We start from the raw sequence: 14,599 nt of genomic DNA, 5'->3' as shown, positions 1-14,599 counted from the left end.
TTCTCTGAACGGCTTGTGTACAAGATCTTTCATGCCGAAAATCCTCTTCCGGAACAGTTTCCGCCGGTTTACCGCGACGGTTTTCTGTTCTTACAGGCGCGACACCTGCTTCAGCAGCCCTGCCGACCGCTGCATTATTTTGCGCTGATTCATCCAAAAACCGGGCGGGCCGATGCACACTGTGCGGTTTTTATCCGCGACGGCTGGGCTGTGAGTCCCTGTGCGGCCTCATTTGGTTCAATTGAGTTTTCGGAAGAGGTGCCGGACGAAGCGGTGGATCGCCTGATTGATGCCATAGTAACGTGTAGTAAAAAGTTACTACTGTCTGATAAAAAGTTACTAGACTCAGGTATTCGCCTAGTCAATTACCCGGACTTTTACTTACCCAATCAGGCGCAGCGGCTGCGAAAATTGCTACTGGCAAAAGGCTTCACAGTGGCCCAAGAAGAGCTGAATCAGCATATTCCGGTTACCGACCGCCCCTTTATTGACCTCCTGGACGCGCCAGAACGAAGGCGGCTGCGAAAATGCCGACAGGCGGGATTTACTCCCCAAATCTGGCAAAATCCGGACAGTGACGAATTAATGGAATTTGTTCAAAAAGCCCGAATCCGTAAAAATCTGCCAATAACTATTCAAAGCAAAGACCTTGCCAGCATTTTAGCCAATTTTGAGGATTTATACCCGGTTTTTGAAGTTCGGGATGGCAGCCAATTAATTGCCGTCTGTCTGGGAATTTGGATCACCTCCGAGATTTTATACTATTTCCTGCCCGCTGATCACGAGGATTATCAGTCGTTTAGTCCCTCGGTTCTGCTCATTGAATCGCTGTATCACCATTGCCAGCAAAACCGGATTTCCTGGCTCGATCTGGGCATTTCGACCAGTCGGGGTGTTCGGAATGAAGGTCTGATCCGCTTTAAGCGGCAACTGGGCGCAGTGGAGTCACCAAAGTTTGTGTACGAGCTGCGGTTTTGATTACCGCTGCCGCAACGCCCGCGCCCGTCCCCACAGCGAACCCACCAGGCCGTTGACATCCTCCGATACCCGCCACCACAAAACCAGCCCGGCAAACAATCCGGCCATCACCAGCGAACGAAAGGCGATGCTCAGGACCGTCAGCCCGAGCGAACCGCCCCATTCCGGCAGCAACAGCGACGCACCGTAGACCAACGCCAGCACGCCGACAGCTTTCACGCCCGAAAACGTAAACGGCAGAATTCGGAATAACAGCCACACCATGACCACTTTGCTCAGCGCAAAAATCAGCGTGGTCAGTGTGGTCGCCAGGGCGGCTCCGTTGATCCCGTAAAGCGGAATAAAATACGAATTAGCGCCGATGGCGATGCAGGCCATCACGATCATCAGGTAAGTGGCGTAGCGGAAATACCGGGAATAGTTGATGATTTCGCCGTTCACGCCGGTTGCCATTTCAAAGAGCTTCGCCGAGGCCAGCAACAGGACCACCGTTTTGCCCTGACGGTAGATTTCGGCTTTCGGCAGGATGCTGAAAATGCCGTCGATGTTGGCCCAGATCAGCAAAAACACCAGGCCGCCCGCCAGCAACTGATTCAGCGATGATTTATGGTACAGCTCCTGAACGTGCGCCATGTTATTTTGCCGCAACGAATTGGAGACCAGTGGTGTCGAAATCTGCGTGATGGTTTTGCGCGGTATTTCAATAATGCCGGCAATGTAGGTCGCGATGATAAAAATGGCGGCATCCTTGAGTCCTTCGCCACCGGACAGCATGGTTCGGTCGATGAAGTAGACGACCTGCGTGCCGACCCCACCCATGACGATGAACAGCCCGAAATACAGCATCTGCCGAAAAAAACCGCCTTTTAACTGGCTAAAATCAAACCGCAGCGAAAACTTGCCCAGGCGGTAAATGTAAACCAGCAGAATACCGACCGCCATTCCGTAAGACGCGACCATCAGGTACAGCATCCAGTCGAAATTATACCAGCCTAACCCGAACAGCAAAATCACCAGCACATTGGCCAGTTTCAGGTAAACTTCCCGGATAAACGTCGGGATGGCAATGCGGGCGTTGTTGCGGCAATACGCTTCCAGAACGGAAATGTAAATCCAGAAAATCGTCAGCGGCACCACCAGCGCGTGGTACGGAATCAAACCGGCGGATTTCTCGGCAAAATAATCTTTGATGGTTTGCTCAAACCCGAAATAAGCCGCGATAAACAGGCTGATGCCGATGAGCGGAAAAGCCAGCAGGAAACCCAGAAAACCGTTATTCTGCGTCTTGTCATCGCGAAAGTGCCCGAAAAAACGATCGGTGATAAACGGGGCGCCCAGGTGCGCAAAAGCCGCAAAAAGAATGCTGTTTTCCAGCAACAGCCGCGAAATCGCCAGTTGGTCGGCCGACAAAAAAGCGAGCGAAACGTACAACTGGTTGATAATCCCGATGCCGACGCCGATGTAGGAACCGACGCTGGCTTTCAGGCTTTGACGAATAACTATTCCCATCGGTTCTGCTTAAGCTCCCTTTCGATAAATCGCCACCATTGTTGCGCCGTCGGACAGAATGGGCAGGCGTTTGGCCACAAAGCGGGTGGATTTGTACACCAGCGTGGTCAGCAAATTCCGGCCCAGATTTTTTTCGAGCCACAGCCGGTAGCCCAGGCTCCGGTGCGTAATCGTCGCGGGTTCGTTGCGGGTTTCCACCACCGTCAGCCCCATCAACTCCCCGGCATAGCGCAGTGAAACCGGGTCCCAGAGCAGCGTGTGGTGGGGCGGCAGGTTCAGCGTGTGGTACGGGTCTTCCCGGAAGAAATAGGACGCATTATTCGGGACGCCAATCGCCAGCAAACCGCCCGGTTTAACGCACTGAGCCGCCTGCCGGAAAAATTCGCCGACGTTGTTGACGTGCTCAAACACCTGAAACGCGCAGACCACGTCGTACTGCCCGGCGTGCTGCTCCGCGTGAATTTTCACGTCTTCGTTGATGATATTGACGCCGATCTTTTTCCCGTACGCAATCGCATCGTCATTCAGTTCCAGCCCCAGCCCGACGGCCCCTTTTTCGGGCAACCGTTTCAGAAAAAAACCGTTGCCGCTGCCGATTTCCAATACCTGATCGCCCGTCTTCAGGTGTTGAAAAACCAGCTCGTGCTCCCACTTCCACGGACTGTAGTAGCCTTTGTAATGCTGGCCCAGATCGGCGTAAAAAACCGCATCGCCCGCCAGCGAGAACGGGTAATAAAACCGCAGCTTCGACGCGTTGCATTCGTAAATCATTACCTCGTCCAGCCCGGCAAAAAACCGGCGGACGTCCATGCCGAACTGCTCGCGATACCGCTGTTCGATGGTGCGGGCGTTCAGACTCCGAACGGGCGAAACATCCGGTGAGTTGGTGAGCGGTGAGCGTACGGTCATAGTTCCAGAATGTGTTTGAGAGCGGTGATGCGGTCGCTCATTTCGTATTCGCTGATCATTTTCTGACGGGCGTTCCGGCCCAGTTCACCGGCCAGTTTTGGCTCGTCGATCAACTGAATCATGTAATTTGCCATCGCCTGGTAATCGCCTTCTTCAACCAGAAAACCGGTCACGCCGTGCTCGACGGCTTCCTTGATTCCGGCGTGGCGCGTACTGACGATGGGCAAGCCAGCCGCCGACGCTTCCAATACGGTATTGGGGGTGCCTTCCGAATCGCCGTTCGCCGGATTGACCATGGAATGCTGGGCGTAAAGCCGGGCTTTCCGATGCCATTCCGCAATTTCCTCGGCCGGTTTTACGCCCGGCAAACGAACGGCGTATTTGAGTTGCAGGTCATCGACCAGTTTTTTACAGGTGTCCAGCAGTTCGCCGGTGCCAATCATCACCAGCTTCGCGTCGGGATGGCGGTCCAGCACTTTGTCGAACGCCCGAATGGTCAGTTGCGGGGCTTTTTTTGCCGTAAACCGTCCGACCGACACAATCACTTTCTCCGCCTTTTCGGGTTCGGCCCCCACGAACAGTTTCGTCTCCACCCCGTACGGATTCCGGTGAACGTTGGCCGGATCGGCACCCAGGCGAATGAGTTGCTCCACCATGTCATTGGACACCGCCACAACGGCTTTGGCCTGCGCGAAAAGCTGACGGTATGGGTCACCGTATTTCCGCAGGGTTTCCCGGTCTGCTGCGTCGAACCCGTGAAAATGCACGACCAGCGGCACTCCGGCCTTCCGGCAAGCGGCCATTACGGCGCAGCCCGTCGGACCGTATTCGGCCAGCACCACATCCGGCCGGTTTTGTTGGAAATACCGCGTCAGAAAATGCGTGTAAAAAGCCGGATACAAAAATGGCAATCCGCGTTTCACCCCCACCCGAATCGGCTCGGCCAGTGGCATCCGGATGATCGTATCACCGTCCTGGGTGCGGTATGGTCGCCAGCCGCCGGAGAGCGTCAGTTCCGGTTTCAGGTGCGTGATGTGGTTGTAAATAAACGTCTCCGAAAAACTGTTTTTGTTCGGATAGGCAATGCAAAGCTTCATAATTTCCTTCCAACGACCAGATACGTACACGCGTCCTTGTCCTTCGTTTCCTGCGAGGTCGTTTTGTCAAACAAACTGATGGAAGCCTGCATCACGAGCGCGAACGGCGGCCACAGCCAGCGCGGTATTTTAAACAGAAAACCGTCCTGAAACAATTGCAGCCCCATTGCCGACCGCCCGATGATGCCCCGAAACGAAACGATTTCAAAGCCGTTGCGGGCCACAATCTTCTGCAAACCCGACGAGGTCCAGCGCCAGTAGTCGGTCGGGTCGGGGTGGTACATCCAGTAACCGTGGGTGGTCAGCAGCAGCAAACCGCCGGGTTTCAGAATGCGGCAGGCTTCCTGCAAGTAGCCTTCCGGATCTTCGACGTGTTCGAGCACCTGCGTCGAGAGCACTACGTCCACCTGTGCGTCGGGCATGTTGATGCGGCTGTCGGAACCAATGTACACATCGGCGTGGGGATTCCAGTCGAGGTCGATGCCGATGTACTGCACCTGTTCGGGCGGAAAAAGCGAGACGTACGGTTTGGTTCCGCAGCCGTAGTCGGCCAGTTTGATCCGGCCCGCTCTGGTCATCGGATCAATAAACGTCGTTTTGGCAAACTGGACCAACTCCCTCAGTTTCATGAGGTAATACCTTCGGGGATTGGTCAGTGGAGGTTTAATCCGGTAGTGCTCAGACGGGTCGTCCGGCATCGCTTCAGCGCGGATTGTTGTCATAATAAAGTCGAAACGTCGTGGTATCGCCCGGGCTGCTAATTCGTTGATTTTGCGGGGACTTGCCGGTAAGGCCGGTGCAAAGATACCACTTTTGTGCCAGTTGATCCGACGCCTTTTCGGCACAGATCGGAATCCTGACCGCAAAGAAAGCAGAGACGATGCAAATAATTGAGTAATCTTGCAATTAGTTTAAAGACGTACGGTATTCGGTTTACGGTTTTCAGGTTACGCCGGGCCGACGCTTCGGTGGCTGACGCAAGCAAAAGGTGAATGCGCCGGCCCGGCGTAACCTGAAAACCGTAAACCGTAAACTGAAAACCGCAATGCTCGCTCCCATTGTTTTATTCTGTTACAACCGCGTCGATCACCTGCGCGAAACCATCCGGTATTTAGCGGCCAACCCGCAGGCCAAAGACAGTGTTCTGTACATTTTTTCGGACGGCCCTAAAACCAATACCGCCACGGCCCAGGAAGATGCCAAACGGGTTCAGCAGGTGCGGGATTACTTGCCCGTCATTGAGGGATTTGCCGACGTTCGGATCAAAGCCGCCGAGTCGAATCAGGGGCTGGCCAATTCCGTCATCCGGGGCGTGTCGGAGGTCATTGCGGAGCACGGCCGCGTGATTGTGATGGAAGACGACATCATCTGCACGACTGATTTCCTCGAATTTCAGAATGCGGCTCTGGACTTTTACGAAAACCATCCACTGGTTTTTTCGATCTCCGGGTATTTGTATCCGTTTACAATTCCTGCTACGTATTCCAAAGACGTTCTGCTGTTGCCCCGGGCGTCGTCGCTGGGCTGGTCGACCTGGAAAAACCGCTGGGAGCGGGCCGACTGGTCGGTGCCCGACTATGCCGACTTCATTCGCAATCCGGAAAGGCGCCGGGCTTTTTCGGCCAGCGGCAGTGATCTGATTCCAATGTTCGAGAAGCAGCAGAAAGGGCGGATCAGCTCCTGGGCCATTCGCTGGAGTTACACGCACTTCAAGCAAAAACGGTATTGTCTTTACCCCATCCGGTCGAAAGTAGAACACATCGGCTACGACGCCGGGACCAACTTTGGCCGGTTCAGCCGCCACCACAGCACAGCCCTGCACCAAGGAGCAATCCGGCTGACGGCGGACATCCAGCCCGAGCCGGACGTTGTGGGCAATCTGAAACGTTACTTCCGCCCCAGCCTGATCCGCCAGATCATCAATCGCTACAAATACGGCATCTAGCATTCGCCCCCAATCCCTGACGGGGTTGACCGTGGATAAGCCCGGGTGCAACCCGGGGTCATGGGGCTACGGGGACTACACGATCGGGCGCTGCCCCGCACTGCGTACAGAGCTAGCCAGAGTCAACCCCTGACGGGATTAGGGGCCTTGGCGGTTGGGGAGTTTCGATTCTGTGTGAGAGTGACTATTTTTGCCGGAATGCGGGACTGCTGCCTGCACCTTGATCACTACGGCTTTGACACTAACCGACCGCACATTCTGGCTTACTTACTGGGAATCGAAAGAAGGATTGCTTTTTAAGGTGCAGAACAAATACCCTTTCCTCCCCCTGATCCGGCAGCTGGTAGCGACCCACCCGATCCGTTCGGCGCTGGAGCTGGGCGGTTTTCCGGGCTATTATTCGGTCTGGATGAAAAAGCACCTGAATACCGACACCACCCTGCTCGACTACGTGGTGCATCCGAAAATTCTCCACGAACTGGAACGGGTCAACGGACTGCCGAAAGGCTCGGTGGAGGTGATCGAAACCGATTTGTTTCAGTATATTCCCCGGCAAGGGTTTGATCTGGTGATGTCGAATGGCCTGATCGAACATTTTGACGATACGGAAAACATCATTGAAAAGCACGTCGAATCGCTAAACCCCGGCGGCACATTGCTCATTACCCTGCCTAACTTTCGCGGGCTGAACGGCTGGTTTCAGAAAACGTTTGACCCGGAGAATTACGCCAAACACAACATCCAGTCGATGGACCTGGACCGGCTGCGAAAAGCGGGCGAGCGACTGGGCCTGAAAAATATCCGGGTTTATTACGACGGCCGGTTTATGCTCTGGCTGGAACGGGAACACGAAAAACCGCTGCTGGGCCGGCTGCTGAAAAAAATTCTCTGGCTGCCGCTCAAAATATTCTTCAAACTGGTTCCGATCGAAACCAAAGCGTTTTCGCCTTACATCGTTCTGACGGCCACCAAATGACGATTCTTCACCTAAGCACGTACCACCGGGCGGGCGGGGCTGCCATTGCCGCCAGTCGGCTCAATCAGGCGCTCAGCCGGGCCGGATCGTCGTCGCAGATGCTGGTGGCAGAAACGTCGGTGGACGAACCGTCGGTGGTTTCGCTGGCCCGAACGAGTTGGCAGAAGCGCTGGGCTACCGCCCGTTTTGCCCTCGACCGACTGACGTTTGTGCCCTATGAACGCAGCCGCAGCGTCCGGTTTGCCTTTTCCCCCGGCCTGATCGGTACGGATATCAGTGAACACCCGCTCGTTCAACAGGCGGATATTCTGCACCTTCACTGGACCACCTTTGGCTTTTTATCGACCCGGTCGCTGGGCAAACTGTTGGCGCTGCAAAAACCGGTGGTCTGGACCCTGCACGATATGTGGGCGTTCACCGGCGGCTGCCACCACAGCGGCACCTGCGAACGGTATCAGCAGGCGTGCGGCAACTGCCCGTTTCTGCGAAAACCGGCTCCTGACGATCTCTCCCACGGCGACTGGCTCCGGAAGCAACGCGCCTACGAGAATGCCCGCTTAACGCCCGTCGGTTGCAGCCGGTGGCTGGCCAGCCGCGCCCGGCAGAGCAGCTTGTTCGGGAAGCTGGCAGTCCAATCCATTCCCAATCCGCTCGATACCCGGTTATTTTCACCACTGGAAAAAACCGCAGCCCGGCAGGAATTGAAGGTATCGACCGACAAACGATTGATTTTGTTTGCGGCTGCCAAAGTCTCGGCGCTGGGCAAAGGCTTTTCGTATTTCCAGCAGGCGCTGGCCCGTTTGCAGCACCAATTAGCCCGGCCCGAGGAGGTCGAATTGCTGATTTTTGGCGGGGGGGATGAACGTTTGTTGCAGGAGCTGCCGTTCCGGTATCACTTTTTAGGCCCGCTGAGTAATTTGCGGCAAATCGTGGCGGCTTACAGTGCCGCCGATTTGTTCGTGATTCCGTCGCTGGAAGAAAACCTGCCGAACACGATCATGGAATCGATGGCCTGCGGAACGCCCGTGGTCGGCTTTGAGGTGGGCGGAATTCCCGAAATGGTGCATCACCAGCAGAACGGTTATCTCGTCAAATACCGGTCGGTGGACGATCTGGCCAACGGGATGCAGTGGATTCTGGAACAACCGCCAACGGCGTACGAGCAACTGGCCAAAAACGCCCGCCAGCACGTGGTGACGCATTACGACGAAACCGTCATCGCCCGGCGCTATCTTGCCTTGTACGAGGAGATACTAGTATAGTGATGAGGTGTTGTTCCACAGAGTTTATCAGAGCCTACCACAGTTTCCTCTGATAAACCCTGATTCCTTCTGATAAACTCTGTGGAACATCATCACTTTAGAAGATAGCCAGATCGCTTTTTTTCCGGCACAAAACCGCAAAGGCACTCGGTTTGATTTTCCGCAGCGCCGGCACGGTTTTCAGAACCTGCGTTTTCAGCCAGATGGCCCAGAACGCCAGATTGTTCGGTGCCGAATGGCGGATGGCGGCCGTATCGTAAAAAACCGAATGTTCGGCCAGAATTTCGAAGCCCTCGGATTTGAGCAGAAATTTGAACAGCGAGGGCGTGAAAATATTGATGTGGCCGTAGGAGAGAAAATGCTCGGTTCTGCGGTCGACGAAAAAGCTGAAGTCAATCGGTACTTCGAAAAACTGGTACTCCGAAACCCGGGCGATTTCGCGCAGCAGCAGGCGCGGATGCTCCACGTGTTCGATCACGTGCGAGCAGGTGGCCAGCGGAAATTCCCTGGCGCCGTACGGTATTTTATAGCCGTCGAAAAGCTGCACGTTCTGCAACGACGCCAGGCCCCGCTCCCGGATTCGGCCGGCCCCGCTTTCCGAGATTTCGAGTGAATACATCGCCGGGCAAAACCGGTTCTGGTCGAGTTGCTGCAACACCGCACCGTCGCCGGACCCCACGTCCAGCATTTTCGGAAAGTGGTAGGACTGGCACAGCCGACGAATGGTTTCGGCTTTCATCCGCGCACCCATGTCCCGCCAGGTCCGGTCTTCATCGGCGTATTGCGACCGGTAGGCGTCCTGAAGCGCCGACGAAGTTGTTGAATTCGTTTCCATTCAGTCGTTGGTTTCCCCGTAAAAATACCGTTTTTTTGCGAATTGCCGCCACGCAGCCATGCCCCTACTCTCAATCATCACGGTCACCTACAACGCCGAACGGTTTCTGGAACGCACGATCCGGAGCCTGCTCGCCAACCAGCCGGGCGAGGAGGTGGAATACCTGATCGTCGACGGCAACTCGAACGACGGAACGCTGACCATCGTCCGGAACCACGAAGACCACATCAGCCGCTGGATTTCGGAGCCCGATCGCGGTTTATACGACGCCATGAACAAAGGGCAGCAACTGGCGACGGGCGATTACATCTGGTTTATGAACGCCGGTGACGAGATTTACGACGCCACGACGATTGTTAAGCTCCTGACGGTGTTACGAAACCGCCCGGCCGACGTCTATTATAGTGACGCCCTGTTTGTGGACGATACCGGAAAACCGCTGGGTCTGCGCAGCCAGATTACGCCCCATTCCCTGCCGCACCACCTGAGCTGGCGCGATATGGCACTGGGCATGAAGGTCTGTCATCAGGCGTTTATCGCCCGGCGAAGCCTTGCGTCGGATTTCTGGATTGAGAACCTGAGCGCGGATATTGACTGGGAAATCCGGTGTTTGAAAGCGGCCCAAGAAATAGTTTATCTCGATTTCATTTTGTGTAAATACCTGGTGGGCGGTTTATCCGTGCAACGACACCGTCAATCGCTGGCCGACCGGTTCAAGGTATTGGCGAGGCATTTCGGAACGGCAACGGCGGTTTTGAACCACGTCCGGATTTTGGTTCGGGCGGTGCAGTTCCGGTTTGCCAAATAAGCCCGAGTTCGGCAGCAGGAGACCGCCGGTTTTTAGAAGCCATAGGTTCAGCCGTGGATTTATTCGATTCGGCTTTTCCAAATCGGTCAACGGGTCAACCCGTTACCCATTCTTAATTCATTAAAATGACACAACGACTCCGGTTTTTACTCGTATTTTGGCTTACCTCCTTTCAGCTTTTTGCCCAGACGGCGGGCGATTCCATTCCGACCGAACGACGGTATTCCCTGCAATCCTTCATCGTCCCGGCGGCCCTCATTGGCGGAGGAACCGCCCTGCTTGGCCATCCCACCCGCGAACCGTTCGACCAGGACCACCTGAGTTCGGCAGACGAGTATCTGCGGTTTGGGCCGTACGGTTTGCGCGTGGCCTTACAACTGGCGGGCGTGAAACCGGCGGTCAAACTGGGCGATGAAATCGCCGTTACGGTTTTGTCGAATGTGGTGATGGGGGGCGTCACGGAAGGACTAAAACGCACCATTCACGCGACGCGCCCGGATGGTTCCGACCGACGCTCGTTTCCGTCCGGACACACGGCGGTGGCTTTCACGAGTGCGGAGTTGCTGCACCAGGCCTACAAACACAAAAGTCCGTGGATCAGCATTGCCGGGTACGCCATGGCCACGGCTACGGGAATCCTGCGTGTGGCCAACAACCAGCACCACTGGGCCGACGTATTGGCCGGTGCCGGCATTGGAATTGCGTCGGTAAAAATCACATACGCCGTTTATCCGGTGATCAAACGCAGGTTGCAGCGGCCGCGGAAGACAAGCTCGCGGTGAGCCGTATCCGTTAGTAATCAACCCTTTATCAAACCTCTGTTTATGGATTGGTCTCGGTTATGAAAGCATTTTCTGTTTTACGCGAGGATTAAATTCGTTTTTCGTTGAACAGATTTGTCGGTTTGTCCAAAAATGAAAATAAATTTGCGGTTCGCGAGCGAAAAGCCGTCGATTCTTTTTTTGCACACAGTAAATTTAAAATAGACTTTTATCATGAAGCGCGTAGCTGTTTTTACTTCCGGCGGTGACGCCCCCGGCATGAATGCCTGTATTCGGGCGGTTGTCAGGGGAGCGGTTTACCACGGCGTCGAAGTGTTCGGCATCCGTCGGGGGTACAACGGAATGATTAACGGCGATATTTTTGCAATGACGTCCCACTCGGTTAGTAACATCGTTCAACGCGGAGGTACTATCCTGAAATCAGCACGCAGCAAAGAATTTATGACCCCCGAAGGCCGTAAAAAAGCCCACGATCAACTGCTGGCACACGGCATTGAAGGACTGATTGCCATCGGTGGAAACGGGACCTTTACCGGCGCCTTGAAGTTTTTTGAAGAATACCAGATTCCAACCGTGGGCGCACCCGGAACGATCGACAACGACCTCTACGGCACGGATTACACCATTGGATACGACACCGCCGTCAATACCGCCCTGGAAGCCATCGACAAAATCCGAGATACGGCCGACTCCCACGACCGGATTTTCTTTATCGAAGTGATGGGCCGCGACTCGGGTTACATCGCCATTCAGTCGGGGATTGCCGGTGGGGCCGAAATGGTGATGGTGCCGGAGGTACTGACGCCCATTTCGGAAGTGGTCGAAACGCTGAAACAAGGCTGGAGCCGCTCGAAATCATCGTCCATCATCATTGTGGCCGAAGGGGACGTAGAAGGCAATGCCGTGGTGCTGGCCGAGCAGATTCGGGATCAGGTCGGGGTTGACATTGATATGCGGGTTACGACGCTGGGCCATATTCAGCGCGGGGGCGTCCCGACGGCTTACGACCGGATTCTGGCCAGCCGCCTGGGTCTGGGCGCGCTGGAGGGGCTGTTGGAAGGTCAGCAGAACGTGATGGCCGGGGTGGTCAACAATGAATTGACCTACACGCCGTTTATTGATACCGTCAAACTTCCCAAACCGATCAACGAGGATTTGCTGCGAATGGTCCGGATTCTGAGCGTTTAGCGGTTACAGGCGGTTTTAAAGGTAGCCGACGATCCGGTAAGCCGCGTAGCCGACAAACTCGTGGATGAGCCAGTAGAAATCGTGCAGAGCGCCTTCTGAGGGCAACAAGAGGTGGTTGGGCGTATAGTCGCGCGCCCCCGCCATAATAACCGCCGAGTACGGCGTGACGGCAACGCTTTGCTTCTGAAAACACCCGATCGCCCGGCGCATGTGCCAGCCCGAGGTAATCAGCACCACCGCGTAGCCTTTGAACTGCTGCCGAAGCATAGGCGCCGAAAAAAGAGCGTTTTCGTAGGTATTCCGCGACCGGTTTTCCAGCACAATGTCCTGCGCCGGAACGCCCGCAATGGTCAGAAACCGGCGGGTCATCTGCCCTTCATCGCCCTGCTTCCGCTTGAAAATCCCGCCAATGCCGCCACTGATCAGGATTTTTTGAATCTGCCCGGACTGATAAAGCAACAGCGCCTGCGCGATCCGGTCGGCCTGGTCGCCCAGGTACAGGCGATCCATAAACTGCTCTTCCGTTTTCATGAGTCCGCCCGTCAGGATAACGCCCACGCGGGGCGTTGTGCGCGCCGGAAGAACCGCAGGCGGCACTTCCCACCAAATCGCCAACTCATTAGTGATAAAGCCGTTACCGGCCACCAGCAGCAAGACAACGGTCACCACCAGGGCTTTGCGCTGGCGGGCACGGTTTTTGGTGAACAAGGCTACCAGCAGGGCAATGGTTATCAGCCCCATGGGCATCAGCAAAAATGTCAGCGTTTTCGAAAGAAAGTAGAACATCGTGTATGCGAAGGCAAACGCCCCAAACGTTATAACTAGTATCTTTGTTTACCCAAACCGGGTCCATCAACCGCTCTATTCATGAACCGTCGATTTTGTTTCACGGCTTTTCTGCTGCTCCTGTCCGCACCGCTTCTGCGGGCGCAATCGTCCGAAGGTCACCTCATTACGGCCCGCATCAAAGGACTGGCGAACAAAACCGCCTACCTGGCCAGCTTCTACGGGCAAACGCAGTTTACGCCCCGGGATACGGCCACGGCCGATGCCGACGGGCGGCTGGTGTTCGACGGGCGCAGTGTGCTGCCCGGCGGTCTTTACATGATCGTGGTCGATGCCAAACCGGTTTTGCAGTTGGTCATTGGCGAACAGCGGTTTTCGGTGGAAGCCGATACCGCCAACGTGATTGCATCCATGAAGGTGACCGGATCGCGGGAAAATGAGCTGTTTTATGGGTATCAGCAATTCATGAGCAAAAAGTACGGAGAAATCGGTGCTTTGCAAAAACAGGGCGGATCGGCCGCTCAGCTGGCTACGCTGAAGAAGGAGGTTGAAGAGTATCGCAAGGATTTTCTGACCCAAAACGCGAATACACTCACGGTCAAGCTGTTTAGAGCCGCCGAAGAACCCGAAATTCCGGTCGCGCCGAAGCTGGCCAACGGTCGCCCGGACTCCAACTGGGTGTTTAATTATTACCGGAATCATTACTTCGACGGTTTTGATTTTTCCGACGGCCGGCTGGAATACACGCCTTTTCTGCAAAGCAAAATCGACCGGTACATGAAAGAATTGACGGTGCAGACGGTCGATTCGCTGATTCCGGCGGCCGATTACCTGGTAAACAAAGCCAAAGCCAACAAAGACATTCTGAAATACACGATCTGGTACATCACCAATCAATATGAGGAGCAGAAAAAGATCCTGAACACCGACGGTCTGTTTATTCACCTGGCCGAAAAATACTGGTTGACCGGCGTGATGCCCGTGAGCGACACCGCAACGCTGACCAGTATGCGCGACCGGGTGAAGATTTTGAAACCGCTCCTGGCCGGAAAAACGCTGCCGAACGTCAGTCTACAGGATACGCTGGGACGCTGGCGGCCGTTGCACGAAGTGAAAGCCGATTATACGGTTGCCTTTTTCTACGACCCCGAATGCGGCCACTGCCGGGAATCGGCGCCCTCGCTGAAAAAATTCTACGACAACCACAAAGCCAAAGGGGTGCAGATTTACGCCGTCGCCATCGGAAAAACCGAGGTGCAGTGGAAAAAATTTATCCGGGAATTTAAACTCCAGAACCTGCTGAACGTATTCGGCCCCAGTGCGCCGGTCGATTACAAAAAGAAGTACGACGTTTACTCAACCCCGACCGTGTATGTGCTCGACAAAGACAAAAAAATCCTGGCGCGACGCTTACCGGTTGAGGACTTGGAAGGCTACTTCCAGTTTCTGATGCAGCAGAAAGCCAGACAAAAACCGGCACCGATGAAAGATGCCAAGGCGAGTGTGAAAGGGAAATGATCGTCG

The 14,599-nt window shown here is 55.1% G+C and carries 14 protein-coding genes; 8 read left to right on the top strand and 6 right to left on the bottom strand.

The window, feature by feature from the left end:
- The first annotated feature begins 15 nt into the window (after positions 1-15).
- Positions 16-978, top strand: a complete 963-nt coding sequence (locus ACYVHX_RS27060; RefSeq protein ID WP_460674838.1) for a GNAT family N-acetyltransferase — start codon at positions 16-18, stop codon at positions 976-978.
- Here ACYVHX_RS27060 and ACYVHX_RS27055 read toward each other — a convergent pair whose 3' ends face one another.
- From ACYVHX_RS27055 to ACYVHX_RS27040, 4 genes are read right to left on the bottom strand one after another with little or no spacing between them, the layout of a single operon-like run.
- The gene (locus ACYVHX_RS27055; protein WP_460674837.1) at positions 979-2,487 is read right to left on the bottom strand and encodes a lipopolysaccharide biosynthesis protein; all 1,509 of its coding nucleotides are present in this window, start codon (positions 2,485-2,487) and stop codon (positions 979-981) included.
- A 9-nt stretch (positions 2,488-2,496) separates the two neighbouring features.
- The gene (locus ACYVHX_RS27050) at positions 2,497-3,396 is read right to left on the bottom strand and encodes a class I SAM-dependent methyltransferase (protein ID WP_460674836.1); all 900 of its coding nucleotides are present in this window, start codon (positions 3,394-3,396) and stop codon (positions 2,497-2,499) included.
- Positions 3,393-4,493: a glycosyltransferase gene (locus tag ACYVHX_RS27045; protein WP_460674835.1), complete on the bottom strand. Its 1,101-nt coding sequence runs from the start codon at positions 4,491-4,493 to the stop codon at positions 3,393-3,395. The genes ACYVHX_RS27050 and ACYVHX_RS27045 overlap by 4 nt, the downstream gene beginning before the upstream one ends.
- Positions 4,490-5,215, bottom strand: coding sequence for a class I SAM-dependent methyltransferase (locus ACYVHX_RS27040; RefSeq protein ID WP_460674834.1), 726 nt, complete (start codon positions 5,213-5,215; stop codon positions 4,490-4,492). The genes ACYVHX_RS27045 and ACYVHX_RS27040 overlap by 4 nt, the downstream gene beginning before the upstream one ends.
- 323 nt (positions 5,216-5,538) lie before the next feature.
- Between ACYVHX_RS27040 and ACYVHX_RS27035 the strand changes: the two genes are divergently transcribed.
- The 3 genes from ACYVHX_RS27035 to ACYVHX_RS27025 all read left to right on the top strand — a co-directional run bounded on the left by ACYVHX_RS27035 (position 5,539) and on the right by ACYVHX_RS27025 (position 8,676).
- A complete protein-coding gene (locus ACYVHX_RS27035; protein WP_460674833.1) occupies positions 5,539-6,438 on the top strand; it encodes a glycosyltransferase in 900 nt (299 codons plus the stop codon).
- 235 nt (positions 6,439-6,673) lie between these two features.
- On the top strand, positions 6,674-7,414 hold the full coding sequence (locus tag ACYVHX_RS27030) for a class I SAM-dependent methyltransferase (RefSeq protein WP_460674832.1): 741 nt from the start codon (positions 6,674-6,676) through the stop codon (positions 7,412-7,414).
- On the top strand, positions 7,411-8,676 hold the full coding sequence (locus ACYVHX_RS27025) for a glycosyltransferase family 4 protein (protein WP_460674831.1): 1,266 nt from the start codon (positions 7,411-7,413) through the stop codon (positions 8,674-8,676). The genes ACYVHX_RS27030 and ACYVHX_RS27025 overlap by 4 nt, the downstream gene beginning before the upstream one ends.
- A 97-nt stretch (positions 8,677-8,773) precedes the next feature.
- Here ACYVHX_RS27025 and ACYVHX_RS27020 read toward each other — a convergent pair whose 3' ends face one another.
- Positions 8,774-9,511 (bottom strand): class I SAM-dependent methyltransferase, encoded by a 738-nt coding sequence (locus tag ACYVHX_RS27020; RefSeq protein WP_460674830.1) that lies wholly within the window; start codon positions 9,509-9,511, stop codon positions 8,774-8,776.
- A 58-nt stretch (positions 9,512-9,569) separates the two neighbouring features.
- Between ACYVHX_RS27020 and ACYVHX_RS27015 the strand changes: the two genes are divergently transcribed.
- The 3 genes from ACYVHX_RS27015 to pfkA all read left to right on the top strand — a co-directional run bounded on the left by ACYVHX_RS27015 (position 9,570) and on the right by pfkA (position 12,289).
- A complete protein-coding gene (locus ACYVHX_RS27015) occupies positions 9,570-10,319 on the top strand; it encodes a glycosyltransferase family 2 protein (protein WP_460674829.1) in 750 nt (249 codons plus the stop codon).
- 125 nt (positions 10,320-10,444) lie between these two features.
- Positions 10,445-11,101 carry a phosphatase PAP2 family protein gene (locus tag ACYVHX_RS27010; RefSeq protein ID WP_460674828.1) on the top strand — a complete coding sequence of 219 codons (657 nt, stop codon included), beginning with the start codon at positions 10,445-10,447 and terminating at the stop codon, positions 11,099-11,101.
- Positions 11,102-11,314: 213 nt separating this feature from the next.
- Positions 11,315-12,289: a 6-phosphofructokinase gene (gene pfkA / locus ACYVHX_RS27005; protein WP_460674827.1), complete on the top strand. Its 975-nt coding sequence runs from the start codon at positions 11,315-11,317 to the stop codon at positions 12,287-12,289.
- Positions 12,290-12,304: 15 nt separating this feature from the next.
- On the opposite strand, the gene ACYVHX_RS27000 is transcribed toward pfkA, so the two are convergent.
- Positions 12,305-13,075, bottom strand: coding sequence for a YdcF family protein (locus ACYVHX_RS27000; RefSeq protein ID WP_460674826.1), 771 nt, complete (start codon positions 13,073-13,075; stop codon positions 12,305-12,307).
- A gap of 81 nt (positions 13,076-13,156) precedes the next feature.
- Here ACYVHX_RS27000 and ACYVHX_RS26995 point away from each other — a divergent pair, with 81 nt between their 5' ends.
- On the top strand, positions 13,157-14,593 hold the full coding sequence (locus ACYVHX_RS26995; protein ID WP_460674825.1) for a thioredoxin-like domain-containing protein: 1,437 nt from the start codon (positions 13,157-13,159) through the stop codon (positions 14,591-14,593).
- The last annotated feature ends 6 nt before the right edge of the window (positions 14,594-14,599 follow it).

Source organism: Larkinella ripae, assembly GCF_054780775.1.
This window is presented reverse-complemented; position numbering and strand designations above follow the sequence as displayed.